Source organism: Sphingopyxis yananensis, assembly GCF_020687785.1.
GTDB lineage: Bacteria > Pseudomonadota > Alphaproteobacteria > Sphingomonadales > Sphingomonadaceae > Sphingopyxis > Sphingopyxis yananensis.
In genome coordinates, this window is sequence record NZ_JAJEWI010000008.1 from 268,888 (window position 1) to 290,384 (window position 21,497).

At 55.9% G+C, this 21,497-nt stretch carries 22 protein-coding genes and 2 tRNA genes; 10 read left to right on the forward strand and 14 right to left on the reverse strand.

Translation table 11 applies throughout. The annotated features are described in order from the left end of the window. Positions 1-84: 84 nt before the first annotated feature. From rseP to rpsB, 8 genes are all read right to left on the reverse strand, one after another. Positions 85-1,218, reverse strand: a complete 1,134-nt coding sequence (gene rseP / locus LKO31_RS09415; protein WP_227690102.1) for an RIP metalloprotease RseP — start codon at positions 1,216-1,218, stop codon at positions 85-87. Next, on the reverse strand, positions 1,211-2,371 hold the full coding sequence (locus tag LKO31_RS09420) for a 1-deoxy-D-xylulose-5-phosphate reductoisomerase (protein ID WP_227690599.1): 1,161 nt from the start codon (positions 2,369-2,371) through the stop codon (positions 1,211-1,213). The genes rseP and LKO31_RS09420 overlap by 8 nt, the downstream gene beginning before the upstream one ends. Before the next feature lie 2 nt (positions 2,372-2,373). Next, positions 2,374-3,054 (reverse strand): phosphatidate cytidylyltransferase, encoded by a 681-nt coding sequence (locus tag LKO31_RS09425; RefSeq protein ID WP_227690104.1) that lies wholly within the window; start codon positions 3,052-3,054, stop codon positions 2,374-2,376. Further along, complete coding sequence (gene uppS, locus LKO31_RS09430; protein WP_227690106.1) at positions 3,054-3,740, reverse strand: polyprenyl diphosphate synthase; 687 nt, start codon at positions 3,738-3,740, stop codon at positions 3,054-3,056. Before uppS ends, LKO31_RS09425 begins: the two co-directional genes overlap by 1 nt. Before the next feature lie 58 nt (positions 3,741-3,798). Then, complete coding sequence (gene frr, locus LKO31_RS09435) at positions 3,799-4,353, reverse strand: ribosome recycling factor (RefSeq protein WP_227690108.1); 555 nt, start codon at positions 4,351-4,353, stop codon at positions 3,799-3,801. Positions 4,354-4,376: 23 nt separating this feature from the next. Continuing rightward, positions 4,377-5,099 (reverse strand): UMP kinase, encoded by a 723-nt coding sequence (gene pyrH / locus LKO31_RS09440; RefSeq protein ID WP_227690109.1) that lies wholly within the window; start codon positions 5,097-5,099, stop codon positions 4,377-4,379. 123 nt (positions 5,100-5,222) lie between these two features. Then, the gene (gene tsf / locus LKO31_RS09445) at positions 5,223-6,149 is read right to left on the reverse strand and encodes a translation elongation factor Ts (RefSeq protein ID WP_227690111.1); all 927 of its coding nucleotides are present in this window, start codon (positions 6,147-6,149) and stop codon (positions 5,223-5,225) included. Positions 6,150-6,288: 139 nt separating this feature from the next. Then, entirely contained in the window at positions 6,289-7,044 is a 756-nt protein-coding gene (gene rpsB / locus LKO31_RS09450; RefSeq protein WP_227690114.1) for a 30S ribosomal protein S2, read from the reverse strand. A 571-nt stretch (positions 7,045-7,615) separates the two neighbouring features. On the opposite strand from rpsB, the gene LKO31_RS09455 reads away from it, so the two are divergent. Next, positions 7,616-7,867: a hypothetical protein gene (locus LKO31_RS09455; protein ID WP_227690117.1), complete on the forward strand. Its 252-nt coding sequence runs from the start codon at positions 7,616-7,618 to the stop codon at positions 7,865-7,867. Between the two features lie 94 nt (positions 7,868-7,961). On the opposite strand, the gene LKO31_RS09460 is transcribed toward LKO31_RS09455, so the two are convergent. Together LKO31_RS09460 and LKO31_RS09465 are read right to left on the reverse strand one after the other, a co-directional pair. Next, positions 7,962-8,759: a CDP-alcohol phosphatidyltransferase family protein gene (locus LKO31_RS09460; RefSeq protein WP_227690120.1), complete on the reverse strand. Its 798-nt coding sequence runs from the start codon at positions 8,757-8,759 to the stop codon at positions 7,962-7,964. Position 8,760: 1 nt separating this feature from the next. Next, positions 8,761-9,495 (reverse strand): phosphatidylserine decarboxylase, encoded by a 735-nt coding sequence (locus LKO31_RS09465; protein ID WP_227690123.1) that lies wholly within the window; start codon positions 9,493-9,495, stop codon positions 8,761-8,763. A 235-nt stretch (positions 9,496-9,730) separates the two neighbouring features. Between LKO31_RS09465 and LKO31_RS09470 the strand changes: the two genes are divergently transcribed. Then, the gene (locus LKO31_RS09470) at positions 9,731-10,945 is read left to right on the forward strand and encodes an NADP-dependent isocitrate dehydrogenase (protein ID WP_227690125.1); all 1,215 of its coding nucleotides are present in this window, start codon (positions 9,731-9,733) and stop codon (positions 10,943-10,945) included. A 197-nt stretch (positions 10,946-11,142) separates the two neighbouring features. Here the strand turns inward: LKO31_RS09470 and LKO31_RS09475 are convergent, their stop codons facing one another. Genes LKO31_RS09475 through LKO31_RS09485 form a run of 3 tightly spaced genes read right to left on the reverse strand, consistent with a single transcriptional unit; the run spans position 11,143 to position 12,651 of the window. Continuing rightward, positions 11,143-11,577 carry a hypothetical protein gene (locus tag LKO31_RS09475; protein WP_227690128.1) on the reverse strand — a complete coding sequence of 145 codons (435 nt, stop codon included), beginning with the start codon at positions 11,575-11,577 and terminating at the stop codon, positions 11,143-11,145. A gap of 44 nt (positions 11,578-11,621) precedes the next feature. Then, positions 11,622-11,999 carry a hypothetical protein gene (locus LKO31_RS09480; RefSeq protein WP_227690130.1) on the reverse strand — a complete coding sequence of 126 codons (378 nt, stop codon included), beginning with the start codon at positions 11,997-11,999 and terminating at the stop codon, positions 11,622-11,624. 31 nt (positions 12,000-12,030) lie between these two features. Next, positions 12,031-12,651 (reverse strand): helix-turn-helix domain-containing protein, encoded by a 621-nt coding sequence (locus LKO31_RS09485; protein WP_320443490.1) that lies wholly within the window; start codon positions 12,649-12,651, stop codon positions 12,031-12,033. Positions 12,652-12,994: 343 nt separating this feature from the next. On the opposite strand from LKO31_RS09485, the gene LKO31_RS09490 reads away from it, so the two are divergent. The 4 genes from LKO31_RS09490 (at position 12,995) to LKO31_RS09505 (ending at position 16,237) form a co-directional block, all read left to right on the forward strand. Further along, a complete protein-coding gene (locus LKO31_RS09490) occupies positions 12,995-13,843 on the forward strand; it encodes a metal-dependent hydrolase (RefSeq protein ID WP_227690132.1) in 849 nt (282 codons plus the stop codon). 79 nt (positions 13,844-13,922) lie between these two features. After that, entirely contained in the window at positions 13,923-14,336 is a 414-nt protein-coding gene (locus LKO31_RS09495) for a DUF2147 domain-containing protein (RefSeq protein WP_227690134.1), read from the forward strand. Between the two features lie 199 nt (positions 14,337-14,535). Continuing rightward, entirely contained in the window at positions 14,536-16,032 is a 1,497-nt protein-coding gene (locus LKO31_RS09500; protein WP_227690136.1) for an ABC1 kinase family protein, read from the forward strand. Positions 16,033-16,150: 118 nt separating this feature from the next. Continuing rightward, positions 16,151-16,237 (forward strand) — tRNA-Leu (locus tag LKO31_RS09505). Between the two features lie 440 nt (positions 16,238-16,677). Here LKO31_RS09505 and LKO31_RS09510 read toward each other — a convergent pair. Then, positions 16,678-16,764: transfer RNA gene (locus LKO31_RS09510), tRNA-Leu, on the reverse strand. Between the two features lie 190 nt (positions 16,765-16,954). Between LKO31_RS09510 and LKO31_RS09515 the strand changes: the two genes are divergently transcribed. The 4 genes from LKO31_RS09515 to LKO31_RS09530 all read left to right on the forward strand — a co-directional run bounded on the left by LKO31_RS09515 (position 16,955) and on the right by LKO31_RS09530 (position 21,457). Then, positions 16,955-17,869, forward strand: a complete 915-nt coding sequence (locus LKO31_RS09515; RefSeq protein WP_227690137.1) for a complex I NDUFA9 subunit family protein — start codon at positions 16,955-16,957, stop codon at positions 17,867-17,869. 110 nt (positions 17,870-17,979) lie between these two features. Beyond that, positions 17,980-18,780 (forward strand): undecaprenyl-diphosphate phosphatase, encoded by an 801-nt coding sequence (locus tag LKO31_RS09520; RefSeq protein ID WP_265104607.1) that lies wholly within the window; start codon positions 17,980-17,982, stop codon positions 18,778-18,780. 165 nt (positions 18,781-18,945) lie between these two features. After that, a complete protein-coding gene (locus LKO31_RS09525) occupies positions 18,946-20,388 on the forward strand; it encodes an NAD(P)-dependent oxidoreductase (protein WP_227690140.1) in 1,443 nt (480 codons plus the stop codon). A gap of 13 nt (positions 20,389-20,401) precedes the next feature. Then, positions 20,402-21,457 carry a DUF2059 domain-containing protein gene (locus LKO31_RS09530; protein ID WP_227690143.1) on the forward strand — a complete coding sequence of 352 codons (1,056 nt, stop codon included), beginning with the start codon at positions 20,402-20,404 and terminating at the stop codon, positions 21,455-21,457. Positions 21,458-21,497 lie beyond the last annotated feature (40 nt).

The following is a 21,497-nucleotide window of genomic DNA, read 5'->3' on the forward strand; positions in this document are numbered from 1 at the left end:
CTGCCACGCTTGGTCTTCCCGCAAAATTTTTCATCAAACACGCCCCGTCACATGACGCGCCGTGCATCTCCTGCCCCAGTCGGGCTATCCAATCAAGTCGCTGATCCGATCCCACAGACCGAAAGAGCCCAAATCGTTAAAAGTCACGACGACCATCAGCGTGATAATCGCAACGAAGCCAACGCGAAAGGCCCATTCCTGTGCCTGTGCAGGAACGGGACGCCGCCTTATGGCTTCATAGCTGTAAAATAACAAATGGCCGCCATCAAGCATTGGCAATGGCAACAGGTTGATGAACCCCAGATTGATGGAAATCAGCGCCGCCAGAAAAACCAGCGAAGCCGCGCCCATGGTGGCCGCTTCGCCCGATGTCTTGGCGATTTTCAACGGACCGCTCATATCCTTGACGGATCGATTACCGGTCAGCAACTGCCCCAAAACTTCCACCGTCTGGCGGACAATTTGGCTTGTCTGGCGGACCGCCACCACAGGCGCTTGCAGCAAAGAGACTTTCTCAAACACCACGCGGCCCGCGCTGATGCCAATCACCCCGCGTTCAAATTCATTGCCAAATTGATCCTTGGATTTCACCAATTTCGGGGTCAGCAACAAACTTTGTTCCGCGCCGCCGCGCCGCACGCGAACATCCACAGTTTCACCGGGGCGGTGCGCCACCGCCATGGGAATGTCGGTGAACAATTCCATCTTGCGGCCATCAATCGACAAAATGACATCGCCTTCGCGAATGCCCGCCTCTGCCGCCGCAGACCCTTCCAATACCGCGCCTGCGACCGCTGGCGTGGTGGGCGTGCCGCTGAGCCACGCAAAGCCCGCCAAGATCACAATCGCAAAGAGGAAGTTTGTAACTGGTCCCGCCGCAACAATCGCCGCGCGCTTCCATACTGGCTGTGCAGGGAAGCTGTCGGTCCATTGTTCCGGTGGCAATTGCTGCCACTGTGCATCAGGACGGCTGGCGGCATCGCGGTCGCCCTTAAATTGCACATAACCGCCCAAGGGCAACCAGCCCAATTTCCATTCGGTGCCGCGCTTGTCCCGCCAACTGAGGATTTTTCGGCCAAAGCCGATGGAAAAGGTTTCGGCTTTTACCCCGCACCAGCGGCCAACAATATAATGGCCATATTCATGAACAAAAACCAACGGCCCCAGCACCACCAAAAAGGCAATGACTGTTAACAAGGCTCCGGGGGCTTCAACCATGGGCATGGGCATCCATTAAAATTTGCGCGTGTTGCCGCGATGCGGCGTCAACCATGAATATGTCGTGAAGGCTTGTCGGCGCAACAGGCGATTCATGGTCCATCACATGCTTCACCAAATCTACGATGGCGGTGAAGCCAATCTTGCCCGCCAAAAAGGCCGCGACCGCGATTTCATTGGCGGCATTCAATTGGGCAGGGCGGCCACCGCCTTCGGATATGGCGGCGCGGCACAGGGCCGTGGCGGGAAAACGCTGTTCATCCGGCGCTTCAAAATCCAGACGCCCGATGCGGGTCAAATCCAGCGGCTGACAGGGGGCGTGCATGCGGCGCGGCCATGCCATGGCGCTGGCGATGGGAATGCGCATATCGGGCGAGCCAAGCTGCGCCAAGGTCGAGCGATCCCGATATTCCACAAGGCTGTGGATAACGGATTGGGGATGCACCAAAATCTCGATCTTCTCTAGGCCGATCGGAAACAGATGATGCGCCTCGATCAGTTCCAGCCCCTTGTTCATCATGGTCGCACTATCGACACTGATTTTGGCGCCCATTGACCAATTGGGATGGGCCACCGCTTGGGCCGGCGTCATCACCGCCATCTCTGCCGCGCTTTTGGTGCGAAATGGTCCGCCCGAGGCGGTCAGAATAATCCGCCGCACATCCTCTAGGCTGCTGCCCGTCAGACATTGGAAAATGGCATTATGTTCCGAATCAATCGGCAAGATGGTCGCGCCCGACGCACGGGCCGCCTGCATCATCAATGCACCCGATGACACCAAGCTTTCTTTATTGGCCAAGGCCACATTATGCCCAGCCTCCAACGCCGCCATGGTTGGGGCCAGCCCTGCGATGCCAACAATCGCCGCGACCACCAAATCAACAGGATGTTTTGCGGCGTCTACCAAGGCGTCAGGTCCGGCGGCAACCTCTATGCCCGTTCCCGCCAAGGCAGCTACCAATTCATCATAGCGGCTGGGGTCCGCAATCACGGCCAATTTCACCTGAAATTCCCGCGCCAACGCCGCCAAACCCGCCACATCGCTATGGGCTGTCAACACGCTGACCTGCCACGACGCCGCATCATGGCGCACCAAATCTAGGGTGGATTGCCCCACACTGCCCGTTGCACCGAATAAGGACAGGCTGCGCATCATCAGCCCCCGACCCGCGCCGACAAAATGCCCGCAAAGGCCAACAAGCCCATCAAAAAGGCCACCGGAATCAGCCCATCCACACGGTCAAAGGCCCCGCCATGTCCGGGAATGAGCTTGCCGCTGTCCTTGACGCCGGCTTTACGCTTCATCCAGCTTTGGCCCAAATCGCCCAATTGGGCCAACAAGCCCATAAACAAACCAATCCACAAGGGAACACCGGCTATGCCCGCACGGTCCCCAATGGTGGCGCTGGCAACCAAGGCCGCCAACATGCCGCCAATCAGGCCCGACCATGTTTTGCTGGGGCTGATACGCGGGGCCAGCCGCGCACCACCAAAGGCACGGCCCGCAAAATAAGCGCCAATATCTGTCGCCCAAACCATGCCCAGCACCCATAAGGCCGCCGTCATGCCCAGCGCATCGCGAATATACCACAGCCCCGCTACGGCCACACCGACCAATATTGGTCCCGCCACGCGCAGCAGATTGGCCTTGCCAGAACGCAGCTGCATTTTCCGCAGCAAGGTGAACCATTCGACCAAGACAAACGCAGCCACAATCAGCAACAACAGGCCAAAGGCAAAGCCACCGAACCACAGGGCCGTGCCTGCAATGGCAAACATCACCAATGCCGACGCTGCCCTGACCATCAGGTCCGACTTCCCTGCCCCGCTGCTCATTATAATCCTCCGTATCGGCGGTCGCGCCGCGCAAAATGGTCCAGCGCCAATTTCAAATCAGCGGCGGTAAAATCCGGCCACAAACGGTCGGTGAAATAAAGTTCAGCATAAGCGCATTGCCACAAAAGGAAATTGGACAAGCGCACTTCGCCCGATGTGCGGATTAACAAATCCAAAGGCGGCAGTTCGGCGGTATCCAAATGGGCGGCGATGCTATCGGCGTTAATCTCGCCCGCCTCTGCAGCAGCTTTGGCTGCGCGGACCAATTCATCCTGCCCGCCATAATTTAACGCCACCGCCAAGGTGGTGCGCTTATTTCCGCTGGTGCGGTCCAATGCATCTTCCAGCAATGCCACCACATCGGGGGCCAGCCCGCGCCAATCGCCGATAATTTTCAGCCGAATATCATTGGCGACAAATTCGTCCAAATCGCTGAGCAAGAATTTTTTCATCAACCCCATCAGGTCATTGACCTCGCCCGCTGGGCGTTTCCAATTTTCCGATGAAAAGGCATAAAGCGTCAGGGCCTCAAGGCCCATCTCGCCTGCGGCGCGCACTATTTTGCGCACCGCCTCAACACCCGCACGGTGGCCCGCGACGCGTGGAAGAAAGCGCTTTTGCGCCCAGCGCCCATTGCCATCCATGATGATCGCAACGTGGCGCGCCAATTTTTGGGTATCACTCATCGCGAGTGTCCGGAAATCGGCCCCGTCATGTGCTTGGTCATAACGGAGCCAGAACCCATTAACCCAAGATTTCCTTTTCCTTGGCGGCGGCAGCGCCGTCGATATCGGCAATCACCCCATCGGTGATCTTTTGCACTTCGGTTTCCGAACGCTTGCGATCATCTTCGCTGATTTCTTTCTTATTTTCGTCCTGCTTCAGCGCATCCATGCCATCGCGGCGCACGTTGCGCACGGCCACGCGGGCCTTTTCGGCATATTGGCCAGCCAGCTTGCTCAATTCCTTACGGCGTTCCTGCGTCATTTCAGGAATGGGCAAGCGCAGTAATTGGCCGTCCGTGATCGGGTTCAGGCCCAATCCAGCCGAACGAATGGCTTTTTCCACAGCATTCACGCTGCCCTTGTCCCACACCTGAACCGCCAACATGCGTGGTTCGGGGGCCGACACCGACGCCACTTGGTTCAGCGGCATGTGCGAACCATAAACGTCAACGACAATCGGGTCCAACAGTGCGGTGTGGGCGCGGCCTGTGCGCAGGCCAGCAAGATCCGATTTCAGCGATTCCAACGCGCCGGTCATGCGGCGTTCCAAATCGGCCTTGTCATATTTCGCCATGAAAATTTCCTCTCTTAATCGGGTCAAGCGTTGCCATGAACGACGGTGGCCACACCATCGCCGGTCAAAACGCGGGCAAGATTGCCGGGTTCACGAATATTGAACACCACAATCGGAATTTGATTATCGCGGCACAAAGCCACGGCGCTGGCGTCCATTACCTTAAGGTTATCGGCCAAAACGCGGTCGAAGCTGAGCGTTTCATAACGCACGGCGGCGGGGTCTTTTTTGGGGTCGGCATTATACACGCCGTCCACGCTGGTGCCTTTCAGCAAGGCATCACATTTCATTTCTGCGGCGCGCAAAGCGGCACCGCTGTCGGTGGTAAAATAAGGCGCGCCGACACCGGCGGCGAAAATGACCACACGGCCTTTTTCCAAATGGCGTTCGGCGCGGCGGCGGATCACAGGCTCGCAAACCTTGTCCATTTCAATGGCGGATTGCACGCGGGTTTCGACACCCAATTGCTCCAGCGCATTTTGCATGGCCAACGCGTTCATCACCGTCGCCAACATGCCCATATAATCGGCCTGTGCGCGGTCCATCCCCTTGGCGGCGCCCGCCATGCCGCGGAAAATATTGCCGCCGCCGATAACGAGGCAGATTTCCAGACCGCGATCCTTCGCTTCCTTCACCTCTGCCGCCATATCGGCCACGGTTTGCGGATCAATCCCAAAAGGCGTCGCCCCCATCAGCGCCTCCCCTGACAGCTTCAGCAAAATGCGTTTCATGTCGGGCAAAGCCATGATGGTGATGAGTCCTTCCAAGGGTATTAAACATGCGAATGGCGCGCACCCTAAAGCGGGCGCGCGCCATTGCCAAGCGGACTGAAGCGCATAAAATGCTGCGCATCAGTCCATATTCGTTAATTAGGCGCCAGCGACCTTAGCGACTTCTGCCGCGAAATCGCTTTCTTCCTTTTCAATGCCGTCGCCCAGCTGGAAGCGTACGAACTGCTTCAAGGTGATGGTCGCGCCAACATCCTTACCAGCAGCGGCAATGACTTCAGCTACAGGGGTCTTGCCGTCCATGACGAACAGCTGCGACAGCAGAGCATTTTCCTTACGGAACTTGGCGATTGCACCGTCAACCATCTTGGCGACGATTTCAGCAGGCTTGCCCGATTCAGCAGCCTTTTCTTCAGCGATCGCACGTTCACGAGCAACCATGTCGGCGTCCAGATCGTCGCCATTCAGGGCCAGCGGGTTAGCCGCTGCGACGTGCATCGCGATTTGCTTTGCCAAAGGTTCCAGAACATCTGCACCAGCGGTCGATTCCAGAGCGATCAGCACGCCGATCTTGCCCATGCCAGCCGCAGCAGCATTGTGAACATAACCCGAAACAACGCCCGATTCGACCGTAACAACAGCCGAACGACGCAGCGATTGGTTTTCGCCGATCGTTGCAATATTCTGGGTCAGAGCTTCCGCAACCGTGCCGCCCGTTGGGTAAGCCGCAGCTGCCAGCGCGTCGATGTCGGTGATGCCGCCATCCAAAGCAACCTTGGTTACGTCGCGAACGAAAGCTTGGAACTGATCATTCTTGGCAACGAAGTCGGTTTCCGAGTTGATTTCAACAACAGCACCGCGGGTGCCATCGGTAGCAACGCCAACCAGACCTTCAGCAGCAACGCGGCCAGCCTTTTTAGCGGCAGCAGCGAGACCCTTGGTGCGGAGCCAGTCGATCGATGCTTCGATGTCGCCGCCATTTTCAACGAGCGCCTTCTTGCAGTCCATCATGCCTGCGCCAGTACGATCGCGCAGTTCCTTGACGAGAGCAGCCGTAATCTCAGCCATGAACCAGTCCTTTCCAAAAAAAGGCGGAACGTTAAAACCGTCCGCCATCTGCACCGCCCATGGCGGTACGATAAGTCAAAACAATGACCGAGGCGATTCAGCGCCCATGCGCCAAATCGCCTCGCCATAAACTTAAAGCTTAAGCTTCCGCAGCAACTTCTGCTTCTGGCTCAACAGCTGCACCGAGGTCTTCGCCGCTGTTTGCACGAGCTTGCTGACCACCGCGCGTTGCAGCTTGTGCAATCGCATCGCAGTACAAACGGATGGCGCGTGCTGCGTCGTCGTTTGCAGGAACTGGGAACGCAATGCCTTCTGGCGAAACGTTCGAGTCGAGGATCGCAACGACGGGAATACCCAATACGTTGGCTTCCTTGATAGCCAGTTCTTCTTTGTTGGCGTCGATCACGAACATGACATCCGGAATGCCGCCCATGTCGCGGATACCGCCCAGGCTCATTTCCAGCTTATCGCGTTCGCGAGTCTTGTTCAGAACTTCCTTCTTGGTGAGACCCGAAGTGTCACCCGACAGTTGTTCTTCCAAGGTCTTCAGACGCTTGATCGAGTTCGAAATGGTCTTCCAGTTGGTGAGCATGCCGCCCAACCAGCGATGGTTGACGAAGTGCTGACCCGAAGCGCGGGCTGCATCAGCCACAGGGCCCTGAGCTTGACGCTTGGTACCAACGAACAGCACCTTACCGCCAGCAGCAGCCGTAGCCGACACGAAGTCGAGCGCGCGAGCGAACAAAGGAACCGTCTGGGACAGGTCAAGAATGTGGATTCCGTTGCGTGCGCCGAAGATATACGGCTTCATACGCGGGTTCCAACGGTGGGTCTGGTGGCCGAAGTGGGCGCCAGCTTCGATAAGATTCTGCATCGTGACGACAGGAGCCGCCATAGTCTTTCTCCTTCCGGTTGATCCTCTGGAAAGCAAGAACCTGAGTTGCTGCTAAAAGCCGCACCCGGGCACCGGTATGTGCGCTTTCCATGTGGAATGGACGCGCCGTTACAGCCAATGGGTCAATATTGCAAGCCCTTCCCGTCTGGCAAACGGCGCAGCACTGCATGGCGGGCCGACCAATAAATGCCCCCATCCGGCCCCGATCACGAGCGTACACCTAAAGGCATAACCGAAGAGCCGTTCGATGATGCGCCTCCCCCTTGCCCAGAACAGCATATCACTATCCGATAGACCGTTCCTCAGACGGCGCCCCCTGCCCAACACCCCACTCCGAGTCGCGTAAGCAGCGCCCTAGCCGGATGAAAAAACAGGCTGTAGCGCGCCAAAATATAGAGCGCGGCCATCATTATTGGCAAAATTGATCCGCATGGAATCAAAGATTTAACGTAAAATCCGCCCAATTGAGCGAAAAGAGCTTGAGAACAAATCAAGAACATGGAACAAATGCAGGACAGCAACCGTCCCTTGTTGGTGAGATGTTGCACGCTGAGACCGGAAGGACAAGTCCATGATTCAGATCATCGCCACATTGCTCACCCTCGCCATCGCCATCCTATCGGTGACGATCAGTTGGGCGATAATTGCGCAAAATCAGGCAGCGATCCTGTCGGCTTTGGCTGGTCGCGGCGCTTTTCCAGACATGATTTCGCCGGACGCGGGTCCAGCGGCCCTTGTACCCTTTATTCCACGCAGCCAAAAACGCACGGTTCGCCGCCAAGCTCACACACGCCGCGCGGAAAATTGGAGCCGCGCAGCCTAAACGCTGCAAAGCGCAGGACATGAAAAGCTGCCGTCCGCACAAAGGAACGGTCGCCTCGGAAAAAATATATGAACAATCCGATGTTGCGGAAATATCAGGCACTGCGCCGTTTTGCCTTGGCATAGCTGATCGGCCCCAACGGCAGGCTGATGCCATATAGCACGCAAATGACCAACAATGTGGGCCAAGGCGCGGTAACCAAGGCCGCGCCCAGCAAGCCTATACCTGCCAAGGCAAACATGCGCCATGACGAACGCAAACGAATGGAACCCCAGCTATAGGTCGGAATGGCCGAGATCATCAGCGCAGCAATGCCCAGCCCCCATGGCATCACCACATACCATTCCCGGAACAGATCATTGTCGGTGATCAACCACAGATACAAAGGAACAAAAGCCATTCCTGCCCCAGCGGGTGCAGGAATGCCAGTCATGAAGCCAGCGGACTTATGCGGTTGGAAATCGCTGTCCATCCGGCTATTGAAACGCGCCAAGCGAAGGGCACAGCACACCGCCAAAGCCAAAGCCGCCACCCAGCCAAATTTGGGCGCATATTGCAGCGACCATAAAAACAACACCATCGCTGGCGCGACGCCAAAAGCGATCACGTCGGACAGGCTGTCCAACTCCGCACCGAAACGGCTTTGCGCCCGTAGCAATCGAGCGATACGCCCATCCAGCCCATCCAAGACGCCAGCAAAAATAATGGCCGCCAGCGCCTTTTCCCATTCTTCGCCAATGGCAAAGCGCACACCCGTCAGACCAAAACACAAAGCCAAGGCCGTAATGGCATTGGGTGCAAAGGCGCGCAGAGACAGACTATTGGCCCGCCGAGAACCAGCGCCACGCGGTTCGATGGTCGCAGAAGAGGAATCGGACGGGTCGTGCGTCATATTATTGGCCTACACCTTCAATGGTCGGCGCTTGGCCAACGCGGGCGATAATGGTTTCCCCCGCCAAAGTGCGCTGACCCAACAGGACCTGCGGCGTGGTGCCAGCGGGCAAATAAACGTCCACTCGGCTGCCAAAACGAATCAAACCGACCCGTTCACCGCTGCTCAGCACGCGGCCATTTTGAACCAAGGGCAAAATGCGGCGCGCTACCAAACCAGCAATTTGCGTGAAACCAACGCGAACACCGTCCGCCCGTTCCACAACGAAATGTTGCCGTTCATTTTCCTCGCTGGCTTTATCCAAATCGGCATTCAGGAATTTGCCGCGCATATAAACCAGCTTAATCAATGTTCCGGCCACCGGCGCGCGATTGATATGAACGTCAAAAACGCTCATAAAAATGGAAACACGCACCATTTTCGCATCGGTCAGACCATCGGGTCCGGCGATCTCCGCTGGCGGCGCCACATCGGATATTTGGGTAATCAGACCATCGGCAGGTGCAATGATCAGATCATCGCCCAATGGCGTAATACGCTTGGGATCTCGGAAAAAACTACCGATCCAAATGGTGACACCCAATGCCAGCCAACCCGCAATTTCCCAGCCCAACAGCCAGAAAACCAAGGTGATCACTCCGGCAATCACCAGAAATTTGCGGCCTTCGGGATGAATGGCTGGCCACTGCCACTTGATACCGCCACCCGGACGGTTTGATGATAATGATGTCGACATGCGCGGCAGTAGTAAGCAGACGATTCGCCTGTGACAATGGATAAGGAAGATTATCGCTACGCTTTTCTTTGTCCTTGCCGCACAGTAACCGCGATAATTGCCGTATTTCTTGTGCTTCTTCATAGCATCCCGCAAATGCCCGCCGAATTGCGCACGTCACGACAGTTGATAAATCGCCTAGCTTTCCGTAAGGCCCCAACAACTTCACTCCCCAACGGAAAAAGGCGCATTTGAAATGGGCAAAATTAAGGTAGTCAATCCCGTCGTCGAGCTTGATGGCGATGAAATGACCCGCATCATTTGGCAGTGGATCCGTGAACGTCTGATCCTGCCCTATCTCGACATCGACCTGAAATATTATGATCTGAGCATCGAAAAGCGCGACGAAACCGATGACAAGATCACCGTTGATGCGGCCAATGCGATCAAGCAATATGGCGTTGGCGTTAAATGCGCCACCATCACCCCAGACGAAGCCCGCGTCGAAGAATTCGGCCTGAAGAAGATGTGGAAGTCGCCAAACGGCACCATCCGCAACATCTTGGGCGGCGTTGTATTCCGCGAACCCATCGTCATTTCGAACGTTCCGCGCTTGGTACCAGGCTGGACCGACCCCATCGTGGTTGGCCGTCACGCCTTTGGTGACCAATATCGCGCCACCGACTTCCGCGTACCTGGCCCAGGCAAGCTGCGCTTGGTCTTCGAAGGCGAAAATGGCGAACGCATCGACGAAGAAGTGTTCCAATTCCCATCTTCGGGCGTGGCCATGGCCATGTACAACCTCGACGATTCGATCCGTGACTTTGCCCGCGCCAGCTTCAACTATGGCATCGCGCGCCAATGGCCGGTTTACCTGTCGACCAAGAACACCATCCTCAAGGCCTATGACGGCCGCTTCAAGGACCTGTTCCAAGAAGTGTTCGACGCCGAGTTTAAGGAAAAGTTCGCAGAACTGGGTATCGTATACGAACACCGCCTGATCGACGACATGGTGGCTTCGGCGCTGAAATGGTCGGGTAAGTTTGTATGGGCTTGCAAAAACTATGACGGCGACGTGCAGTCGGATACGGTTGCGCAAGGCTTTGGTTCGCTTGGCCTGATGACGAGCGCGCTGATGACCCCAGATGGCCAGACCGTGGAAGCAGAAGCAGCGCACGGCACCGTGACCCGTCACTATCGTATGCATCAACAGGGGAAGGCCACATCGACCAACCCCATCGCATCGATCTTTGCTTGGACTGGCGGCCTGAAGCATCGCGGCAAGCTGGACGGCACGCCTGAAGTGACCAGCTTTGCTGAAACGCTGGAACGCGTCTGCATCGAAACCGTGGAAAGCGGCAAGATGACCAAGGACTTGGCCTTGCTGATCGGTCCCGATCAGAACTGGCTGACCACCGAAGGCTTCTTTGAAGCCATCGTGGAAAATCTGGAAAAGGCGATGGCGGCTTAATCACCCCATCTTCGAAACAAAAAAGCGTCCCTTTGGCCACAGCCGAAGGGACGCTTTTTTTTATGGTCGAATCGATTCACCCAAGCCAATGATGTTGGCCGTAATTGGCCAGTCTGCACCGCACAAACGACCATTGTCACTTAGGTGAAATCACATCTGCATCTCATATCGCGCCCGCACGTAGCATAGCGAAGTAGTTATTTCCGGATTGCGGCGTTCAGCATCGCCTTTTCATGGGCGCGCCCCCACCATATCGCCAGAAATATGACGATAATCTGCAAATAGGCCCAAAAGCCTTGGCTCGCTTCATAGACATGCGGCACAATATTTGGTGCAGCAAATTTCGCCAAATGGGTCATGCATGTAATCAATTGGAAGGCCGGAAGGCACAAGGTCCAATATCGTGTGCTGGTCAAGGCCAGCACCACAAAAATGCCCAAAACAGCAAAATCTAGCATGGTGAGCAACATACTTGCGGTTGCGAAGTCCACGCCAGACAGCACCGCTACCAAGGTCAACACCGATGCGACAGCAAGGGTGCGGATAGCGGTGCGAGTCTCGGCTATTTTGCTGCGCTCAGCATAAAAAGACAGCGAGATCAGCAAAGTCAGATAGAATAGTCCCCAAATCATGGCCGCCTAAATCATCCTTTTAACCAACCATGGTACGCTGGGGCTTAGGCCGCAGCGGCAGTGGACGCATGATCCGTTACCATCACGTCTGCTTCCGCAATCATGACGTTCTTGGGAACCAATTTGCCCAAATCGCCTGTACCAACCACAATATTGCGCAAGCCAACCTTGTCCTTGATGCTAGCCAGTTCATTGTGCAAAGCCACCATATTGGTGCGGCTTACCATCATCGCTGACACCGCCGCGCTGAGATGCGAGAAGGCTTGATCGCTGGACACGGCCGAAAGTTTCGCGCTTGCTTGGGCATGTGGCATCGCCGTCATCAAGGTGCCAATTTTCATGATCGCTTCGTCAATCGCGGCTTCTGCAGCGTGCAGATCTGATGCCAATTGGTTTGCGACGGCCAGACGTTCTTTCAACATAGTTGGTCTCCCCCAGCCCCACGGGCTGCCCTTACGGCGGAGATGAAAGCAACTGTGACAGACCGATCAGACTGTTGACCACAGCAGTAAATGCCATGGCTGTGCCAATCGCAATGCCCATGATCAGCAACAATCGCCGACCAACAGAAAGCTTGTTCTCACCGCCGAAAAATTTGGCGAACGGATGTGAAGGCTTCAACCAGACCGGATGCAGGGATGGAACATCATCCCTGTTATCAAATAGCGGATCTGACCGAAGATCGACAGGGTCGTTGCCATCCCCTGCCGGTCCATCCATCTTGGTCGCCGGATCATTTTCGGGAAGGCTCAAATCTTCATATATCAAATTTGAGATCGGCTGAGACGACGAATTTCCGCCATTTTTAAGAAATTCGTTCAAGATCTGGGCGGCGACAAAACGATTGCGCGCACCCAATTTTCGGGCAGCCACACGCAGACGAGCATCGACTGTATGGGGTGACACATCCAATGAGCGGGCAATTTCCTTGGACACCATGCCGCTGGCGACCAATTCCAGACATTGTCTCTCGCCGACCGTCAGTTGTCCGATCGCGCCCGCCGTGCCCGTCAGATCACTCTCAATTTCTTTTGATTGATCCGACTTGACCATCGTCCACCACCAACGCCCCATATGAGGATTTGCTGCATAACATAGCCCCGATTGAGGGCAACATCCAAAGGCGTGGATGGTAACTTTTATCCCTTTGAAAATAACTTAAAACTTTCATCACGCCACAAATTTCTTTTTATCAAATCCATTCAGCAACCTGCCCCGTCGCGAGGATATTGTTCGTCGGCATCCATCATATTCTCCGCCCGACGAACCCTTCATATGCTGGCCATGAGTCGACTTTGTTCCACAAACATCATCAGAAATTCCCAACATCCTGAAATAAGGCTTTTTATAAAAATTGATTTGTAATTAACATCAATGTATAAACAAAGAAATTGCATCAATTTCTGGGAATGGGACCATGAAACTGTCCGTGGAAAATGCCGTCGATGTATCCATTCAAAAGCGCGATTTTAAATTTGGCCGCACTCATGCACCACCCCGCTGGTGGCACAGCCAAGACGCCGGCCGGACAGCCTATTTCAACGCTTTGTCCGCAACATTTCCGCAAGGCGAAAAATTCTTCATGACGGCTGTCCGCCATTACCGCAACAGCACATCGGAACCATTGCGCAGCCAGATTGACAATTTTCTCTATCAAGAAGCAACCCACAGCCGCGAGCATATTATATTCAATCGTCAAGCCGCTGACGCGGGCTATAATCTGCGCCCGCTCGAGGATCGGGTTCGGGCCACGATCGGTTGGGCACGACGCCGGTCGCCCATCCAGCAATTGGCCGCCACCTGTGCGTTGGAACATTATACAGCGGCATTGGCCCAGCACGCCCTAGCCGTGCCCAGCGCCTTGAACGGAGCGGTCGGTGAAGCGGGTGATCTTTGGCGCTGGCATGCCATTGAAGAAATTGAACATAAGGGTGTTGCCTTTGACACCTATTTGCATGCCACCCAAAATTTGTCCCCCTTTCGACGCTGGCTGAAACGGACGGTCGTGATGCTGGCAACAACGGTTCGCTTTCACTATATCCTCTATCGCAATACCGCCGATCTATTGCGGCAGGATGGACGCCATGATTGGGCGACATGGAAAGCCTTGTTGATCTATCTTTATGGACGGGACGGCGCGATGCGCCACCTGATCAGCAGCATTGGTCGCTATCTACGCCCCGGCTTTCATCCATGGGACGAGGATGATCGCGCTTTATTACACGAGGCGCTAAACCATTTCCCACATCATAATCGGGAGAGATAAATTCATGCCAGCCCCTTTTGCTCCGCATAGCGCATTCTGGCGTTCCACGCGGCCTATACACCTCTTCGGCCTATCCCTGTTGGCCGCAGTCCCAAGCCTCATCCTGTCTGGCGCGGCATTCGCAAGCGGTGGCACCCAAAGCATTGCCGGCATCTGGCACACCGGACAAGAAGATGGCACGGTTGAAATCTATCGTTGCGGCACGTCCTATTGCGGAAAAATTATTGACGCAGCAACCCTGCGCCGCGATCCGAATTTGCGCGACATCCACAATCGCGACGCCAAATTGCGCGACCGGCGGCTTCGGGGCCTTGTCGTCCTGCACGGTTTTTCCGGCGGCCCCACCCAGTTTAAGGGCGGCCCCCTCTACGACCCCGAAACAGGCGTCACGGCCACGCGCGGCGACTTAAAGCTTTTACCATCTGGAAAATTAGAGGTGAAGGGCTGCGTATCGATTTTCTGCCGCACAAAAACTTGGACACGCGTAAACTGAACCTCTCTGCCTTGGGCAATTGCGCCTTGTCCAAGGCATTTTTTCAACGCCAATCTCTACTGCTCCGTTCGGCATTTCTCGGCTGCTTGCCCCTTCATCATCACATTATTCGCCATCATGGCGCATGGATGCGGCCATCAGCCGGAACCTCTTTGCCCAAATTCTCGTTTCATCAGGGCAAGCCGCAAAAAGGATGGGCATGTTTGAAACATTGATGGTCGCCAGCCGCGACCGTGATCGTTTGACAGAAATATTCACCATAGCGGCAGGTTTCGGCCTCAGCGGCCTGTTATCCCGCATGGGGTTAAGTGCCAAAGCATTGGATCCAGACACCCCCGACTTACCCAATCGCGCGCGCCAAGCGCTCGAGAAGCTGGGCCCGACCTATATGAAATTGGGTCAAATTTTGGCAACACGGCGCGACTTGTTGAATGACGAATGGGTCGCGGCCTTTGAACAATTGCAAAGCAGCGCACCGCAACTGCCCTTTTCCGACTTGAAAGCACAGGTCGAAACCAGTCTGGGTGAGCCGATTGAAACGGCATTTTCCTTTTTCGACACACAGCCGCTAGCCGCCGCATCCATCGCGCAGGTGCACCGCGCCCGCTTGACGGATGGCCGCGATGTTGCGGTCAAAATTCGCCGCCCAGATATTCGTCCCCGCATGGAAGCCGACCTGCGCATTTTACGGCACCTTGCCAGCCTCGCAGAAGCGAATAGCGCCGAAGCACGCCGCTTCCGTCCCATATCCTTGGTCGACCAATTGGCACGGGACACATTGGACGAACTGGACTTCACCCATGAAGGCCACAACGCCGATTTACTGCGCGTCGATTATGCCGACAATGACCATATCATCATTCCCAAAATTCACTGGCAATGGTCGTCAGAGGCCGTGCTGGTGATGGATTATATAGACGGCGTCCCGCCCCGCGACCCGGATATCTTGCGCGCGCGTCACATCAACCCCGACGCTATCGCAGCATTGGGCGCGGAATTGGTGCTCAATATGGTATTGATATATGGTCGCTTTCACGGCGACCCTCACCCAGGCAACCTTTTGTGCCTCGCTGGCAATCGACTGGCCTTGCTCGACCTCGGTTCGGTCGGCACCGTCAGTTCACGCCGACAACATGAATTTCTGACTTTCATCATGGGTCTGCAATCTGGTTCCGCCAGCGCCGTGACGGACATGTTGCTGCATTGGTCGAAAGATGTACCGCTATCCCGCGAGCAACTGCTGATCGCGTGCGAAAGACTGGTTGCGCGCCACAGCAACGGCCCCTTGGTCCTAAGCGCCGTCATCGCAGATTTTTTCCCGATGCTACGCCAGCAAGGTTTGGTCTTACCGCCCGATTTACTGCTGGTCTTCAAGGCCTTGATCACCATCGATGGCGTCTTATCCCGTATCGCGCCGGAATTTGACCTCTCTGCCGCGTTACAAAATATGCGTCGGCCCCTATTCGCGGCGCGCTTCGCTGACATTGCTAGGGGAGAACGCACGCAAGCGATGATGCTGGAACTGATGCGTATCGGCGAAGATGCCCCTCACTTGCTACGCCGCTTGTCCAATTGGCTGGACCACCAACCCAATCCGTCCCCCAAATTGCCGACAGATCGGGCTATTCTGCGCGCCGCAGCGATGATCAGCGTCGCCATATTGTTGCATGCGGCGGTAATATTTTGGGCATCCTAGCCATGCGACATCAGCCATCACCCTAGAAATTACTGAACTATAAAGTTTTTTCACCAATTTCCGCATTGGTCGATTGACAGAATCCACGCCCCTGCGTAGAGGCGGCGTCCTACCCCGTGCCCAGATGGCGGAATTGGTAGACGCACCAGCTTCAGGTGCTGGCGATCGCAAGGTCGTGGAGGTTCGAGTCCTCTTCTGGGCACCATTTACATATCCCTTAAACACCACAATTCCATTGATACCGCGGCAAAAAACTGCCGTTTTGTCACGGAATTCGTGCGCGACGTTCCAGCGGATTGACGGCCATATCATGAGATATTGGGGGCAGCGTTTGAGCTATTACCCCAGAGAACTTCCTGATCTCATAGGCCGTAACCGCAGTTATAAGACATATTACGGGACGCCGAAAATTTCCGATAGTTTGGAATCAACCCAAAAAGAAAAGCGTGATTGGCTGGATCTAGTTCCTGCCACGCCAATAATGTTGATAGGCCCCCGGCTAGTTGTTCGCCAAAATCCATTGGCTACGCGGCCACCAAGTCAGGAAACGCCTACTCATTGGGGCATATCGAGGCAAGGCAAAGCACAGATTGGCATATCTTTGACGCTCTGCCCACGGCTGTGGGATGTTTTGGGAAGTGTAAATGGTGCCCAGAAGAGGACTCGAACCTCCACGACCTTGCGATCGCCAGCACCTGAAGCTGGTGCGTCTACCAATTCCGCCATCTGGGCACGGGGTAGGAGGGCGCCAATATGGGGCATCGCGCGGGCTGTCAACAAAGCTTTTCAAATGAAGGCATTTTTTACGCACAACCCGCAGAAATCCGTATCCATTTTCTTGTCACCCTTGTTCCCCCTCGCTGTTCACGGCATGACAAAGCATTCCAGCGTCGCTGGCGCACAGAATCGGATGGAGAAAATCATGCTCAAGCTTGATGGCCAATTGATTAGCATTTTAGGCGGCGGGGGTTTTGTTGGACGCTATGTCACCGAGCGATTGCTGGCGCTGGGCGCGCGCGTTCGGGTGGCACAGCGCAACCCACAACAAGCCAATTTCTTGCGCCCGCTCGCAAATTTGGGACAAATCCAATTTGTTCGCGCCGATGTGCGAGATCCCGCCGGCGTGGCTCGTGCCATAGGCGGCAGCCACGCCGTGATCAATCTGGTCGGCAGTTTCACCGAAATGCAGGCCGTTCAAGCCGATGGCGCTGGCCATGTAGCCCAAGCCGCCGCACAGGCTGGCGCTTCGATGTTGGTTCACCTGTCGGCAATTGGGGCCGACCCCAACAGCCCGTCCCTTTATGGCCGCACCAAAGCAAGTGGTGAAGCGGCAGTACGCGGCGCATTTCCCCAAGCTGCCATATTACGGCCGTCGGTGATCTTCGGACGCGAAGATCAATTTGTGAACCGATTGGGCCGCATGGTTCAGCATAAATTGGTGCCCGTGGTGGCAGGATCGGCGCGCTTCCAACCCGTATATGTTGGCGATGTCGCAGCCGCTGTTGTCGCGGCGCTCGCTCCCCAACATGCGGGCCGCACATATGAACTGGCTGGCCCAACCGCCTATACGATGGACGGCCTGCTGCACTGGCTGGCCCATTATACAGGCCATCGTCCGCGCTTTTTTCCGGTATCTGGCCGTCTGATTGCGTCCCTGCCCTTCAGCCCGATCAGTAAAGATCAATTGGCGATGCTGCGCGTGGATAATGTCCCAGCGGACGGAGCCTTGGGTCTTGTGGATTTGAATATCACACCCACCCCCTTAGAAAATGTGGCGCATGACTGGCTGGTGCTATATCGGGAACAGGGCCGCTTCGCGGACAAGAAAGCCGTTTAAACTCGGTTACTTGTAAACCTTGTTGATCAAGGCTGCGCGGCCATTCCTTTTCTGCTGCTTATCTGACATTTATCCCATACCCCTTTCCCCGCCCTGTTCGAGAAATCAGAATGAACGACCTTTTCACCATCATCCTTTTGGGCATCATCGAAGGATTGACGGAATTTTTGCCCGTATCATCCACCGGTCATTTGATCTTAGCCAGCGAACTATTGGGCTTTACGGGCGAAGGGTCTGCGGCCTTTAAAATCGCCATTCAATTGGGCGCGATTATGGCGGTTCTGGTGGCCTATCGCCAACGCTTTTGGAATGTCGGCACCGGCCTGCTGCGCAAAGACGCCGACAGCATCGCCTTCACACGCAATATAATCGTCGCATTTTTCCCCGCCATGCTGATCGGTGCGCTGGCCTATGAAGGTGTCCGGCAATTGCTGCAATCGCCGATGACTGTCGCCGTGGCGCTGGTATTGGGCGGTATCGTCATTTTGGCCATTGAACGCATGGTCAAAACCGTCAAGGTCAACAGCGTCGAGGCCATGCCGCTACGCACCGCCTTGGCGATTGGCGTCGTTCAATGCATCGCGATGATCCCCGGCGTCAGCCGTTCCGGCGCGACTATCATGGGTGCGTTACTGATGGGCGTCGAGCGCAAAACGGCTGCGGAGTTCAGCTTCTTTCTGGCAGTCCCGACCATGGCCGGCGCAACGGTTTATGCGCTGTGGAAAGATCGCGCGTTGCTGACTTTTGATGATCTCAGCGCCATTAGCATCGGATTGGTCACGGCTTTTGTCGTGGCGCTGGTCGTGGTGAAAGCCTTTGTGGCGATTGTCGCTCGCTATGGCTTCGCCCCCTTTGCTTGGTATCGGATCATCATTGGCAGCATCGCCATGATTTGGCTTTCCATCACATAGGGCCGAAACGGACCTATGTGATGGCGCAAAATTGGCATATTTCAAAGACCACGCAATTTATGGGCGAAAATTAAGTCAATAATACTGACCTATTGGCCATAAATTGCGTGACACCACCCCTTTTCCTGTGCTTGTTGCGCCGCAGCAGGAACAAAGGGACTCCCGATGGCAACCGAACGCATGCTCCGCTTCGTCGAGCGGAACCAATATTATCCGGAAAAGCGCACCGCAGAGGAACGCGCCCAAGATTTTCGGGAAATATCGCAAAAATATAATCCGCAAGACGCCGATGATCAGGCATCACGCTGTTCGCAATGCGGCGTCCCATATTGTTCGGTGCATTGCCCGCTGAACAACCATATTCCCGACTGGTTGCGCTTGACCGCTGAAGGGCGGCTGCGTGAAGCGTTTGAATTATCCAACGCCACATCGACCATGCCCGAAATTTGTGGCCGCATTTGCCCACAGGACCGCTTGTGCGAAGGCAATTGTGTGATTGAAAATAGCGGCCACGGAGCCGTCACCATCGGCAGCGTCGAAAAATATATCACGGATACCGCATGGGCCGAAGGTTGGGTCGAACCCGTGTCGGTGGGCCCCGCAACTGGCCAATCGGTTGGCATCATCGGAGCAGGCCCCGCTGGCCTGACCGCCGCCGAATATCTGCGCGAGGCGGGCCATGATGTGCATGTCTATGAACGGTCGGACCGCGCGGGCGGCTTGCTGACCTATGGCATTCCCGGTTTCAAACTGGAAAAGCCCGTGGTGATGCGCCGTGTCGATCGTTTGGTGGATTCGGGCATTCACTTCCATCTGGGCTTTGAGGTCGGCAAACATGCCAGCTTGGACGAACTGCGCGCCAAGCATGACGCTATTTTGATCGCAACCGGCGTTTACAAGCCGCGCGAAATCAAGGTCGATGGCAATCGCTTGGATGCCGTGCTGCCCGCCTTGGATTATTTGATCGCGTCCAACCGCAAAAGCTTTGGCGATGATGTCCCAGCCTTTGACGATGGCCGCTTGAATGCCGAAGGCAAGGATGTTGTCGTAATTGGCGGCGGCGACACGGCGATGGACTGTGTTCGCACGGCGGTTCGTCAAGGCGCAAAGTCCGTCAAATGCCTATATCGCCGCGACCGCGACAATATGCCCGGGTCCCAGCGCGAAGTCGCCAATGCCGAAGAAGAAGGCGTAGAATTTATCTGGCTGTCCGCCCCCGAAGCGTTTCTGGGGACGGACAAAGTGACTTCTGTGTCGGTGGCGGGCATGCGCCTTGGTGCGCCCGATGCCAGCGGTCGCCGCAGCCCAGAGCCGGACCCCAGCCGCAATTGCGAGGTTCCTGCCGATATGGTCATCAAGGCTTTGGGTTTTGACCCCGAAGAATTGCCGCACCTCTTTGGTTCACCCGATCTGTCCGTCACCCGTTGGGGCACGTTGCGGATCGATCATCAAAGCATGATGTCCAGCCTGAACGGCGTCTTTGCTGCGGGCGATATTGTGCGCGGGGCCAGTTTGGTGGTGTGGGGCATCCGCGACGGGCGCGATGTCGCCGTCCAGATGGGTAAATTTTTGAACAACAAAGCGGCGTTAGCCAAAGCAGCAGCATAAGGGTCATATTATCATGTCATATTGGAAAGCTTCATTGGCCGTCAGCGCCGCTTGGTTCATGGCCGTTCCCGCCTTGGCGACACCGCCCAACGCCGAAACCACTGTGACGGACATCCAGACAGACGCCCCTGCCGGCCCAAATTCGTCGATGCAAAAGGAATTGGCCGCCGTCACCAAGCTGGTTGAAGATTGGATGGGCGTGAAAAACCTGCCGCCTGTCGATGAATCGCGTCTGGCCACCGCCCGCACCTTGGTCGCGCCCATGACCCAGCGCGCCAGTTTGGAAAAGGCCTTTGAATCCCTATATGGCCGCATGTTCACCGCCTTTGGCGACATGAGCACCGAAGCCGATCGCGCCAAGCTGCTGCGCATCATCGGCGTGCCGCAAGAGCAAATTGAGCATATCAGCGACGCCGACCTCAAGCGCGTTTCGGACATTTTGAACCCGCATCGCGCGGCGCAGGAACAGCATTTGCGCGCCGCCGTGCGCCCGATTGCGGACGAAGTCTATACCGTGTTACAGCCTGCCATGCAGGAAGGTCTGGCCCGCGCCTATTCGCGACGCTTTACGAATGCCGAAATGGCGGAAATTCAAAAATTCTTCCAAACATCTACCGGCGGCGCCTTTGCGTCGGACCTGCTGGCGTTGCAATCAAATCCCGAAGTTGTCGTCAGCATGTTGCGCGCGGCCCCCGATCTGATCACGCGTATTCAAAAACTGGCTCCGCAACTCGAGTCCAGTTTTAAAGACATGCCGCAACCACGCGACATTCATCAATTGTCGGACCGCGAATTAAAGCAAATTGCCGATATTTTGAAAATCAACGTCAAGCAGGTGAAAACCGCTCTGGCTGCGGAAAAGGCCGACGAAGAGACGCGCAAAGCCGCCATCGCCAGCGATGACACCGCCTATGAAGCCTATGATCGGGCCAATTGGTCGGACGCACATAAAGCCGCCGTCACCGCCGCAGAGGCCGCATCGGAAGCCGCCCAAAGCGCCGCCGCCGAAGCCCAAATGGCGGCGATTAAAGACGCCAGCACGCGATTGGGCCGAACGCCCAAACCCTAAAGCATAAAGCCTGCGACGCGCCGAATTGGTTGCTGGCGCA

Coding starts and splice junctions, on each gene's coding strand:
- rseP (WP_227690102.1), bottom strand. CDS start 1,218: ATGGTTGAAGCCCCCGGAGCCTTGTTAACAGTCATTGCCTTTTTGGTG.
- LKO31_RS09420 (WP_227690599.1), bottom strand. CDS start 2,371: ATGCGCAGCCTGTCCTTATTCGGTGCAACGGGCAGTGTGGGGCAATCC.
- LKO31_RS09425 (WP_227690104.1), bottom strand. CDS start 3,054: ATGAGCAGCGGGGCAGGGAAGTCGGACCTGATGGTCAGGGCAGCGTCG.
- uppS (WP_227690106.1), bottom strand. CDS start 3,740: ATGAGTGATACCCAAAAATTGGCGCGCCACGTTGCGATCATCATGGAT.
- frr (WP_227690108.1), bottom strand. CDS start 4,353: ATGGCGAAATATGACAAGGCCGATTTGGAACGCCGCATGACCGGCGCG.
- pyrH (WP_227690109.1), bottom strand. CDS start 5,099: ATGGCTTTGCCCGACATGAAACGCATTTTGCTGAAGCTGTCAGGGGAG.
- tsf (WP_227690111.1), bottom strand. CDS start 6,149: ATGGCTGAGATTACGGCTGCTCTCGTCAAGGAACTGCGCGATCGTACT.
- rpsB (WP_227690114.1), bottom strand. CDS start 7,044: ATGGCGGCTCCTGTCGTCACGATGCAGAATCTTATCGAAGCTGGCGCC.
- LKO31_RS09455 (WP_227690117.1), top strand. CDS start 7,616: ATGATTCAGATCATCGCCACATTGCTCACCCTCGCCATCGCCATCCTA.
- LKO31_RS09460 (WP_227690120.1), bottom strand. CDS start 8,759: ATGACGCACGACCCGTCCGATTCCTCTTCTGCGACCATCGAACCGCGT.
- LKO31_RS09465 (WP_227690123.1), bottom strand. CDS start 9,495: ATGTCGACATCATTATCATCAAACCGTCCGGGTGGCGGTATCAAGTGG.
- LKO31_RS09470 (WP_227690125.1), top strand. CDS start 9,731: ATGGGCAAAATTAAGGTAGTCAATCCCGTCGTCGAGCTTGATGGCGAT.
- LKO31_RS09475 (WP_227690128.1), bottom strand. CDS start 11,577: ATGATTTGGGGACTATTCTATCTGACTTTGCTGATCTCGCTGTCTTTT.
- LKO31_RS09480 (WP_227690130.1), bottom strand. CDS start 11,999: ATGTTGAAAGAACGTCTGGCCGTCGCAAACCAATTGGCATCAGATCTG.
- LKO31_RS09485 (WP_320443490.1), bottom strand. CDS start 12,651: ATGGGGCGTTGGTGGTGGACGATGGTCAAGTCGGATCAATCAAAAGAA.
- LKO31_RS09490 (WP_227690132.1), top strand. CDS start 12,995: ATGAAACTGTCCGTGGAAAATGCCGTCGATGTATCCATTCAAAAGCGC.
- LKO31_RS09500 (WP_227690136.1), top strand. CDS start 14,536: ATGTTTGAAACATTGATGGTCGCCAGCCGCGACCGTGATCGTTTGACA.
- LKO31_RS09515 (WP_227690137.1), top strand. CDS start 16,955: ATGCTCAAGCTTGATGGCCAATTGATTAGCATTTTAGGCGGCGGGGGT.
- LKO31_RS09520 (WP_265104607.1), top strand. CDS start 17,980: ATGAACGACCTTTTCACCATCATCCTTTTGGGCATCATCGAAGGATTG.
- LKO31_RS09525 (WP_227690140.1), top strand. CDS start 18,946: ATGGCAACCGAACGCATGCTCCGCTTCGTCGAGCGGAACCAATATTAT.
- LKO31_RS09530 (WP_227690143.1), top strand. CDS start 20,402: ATGTCATATTGGAAAGCTTCATTGGCCGTCAGCGCCGCTTGGTTCATG.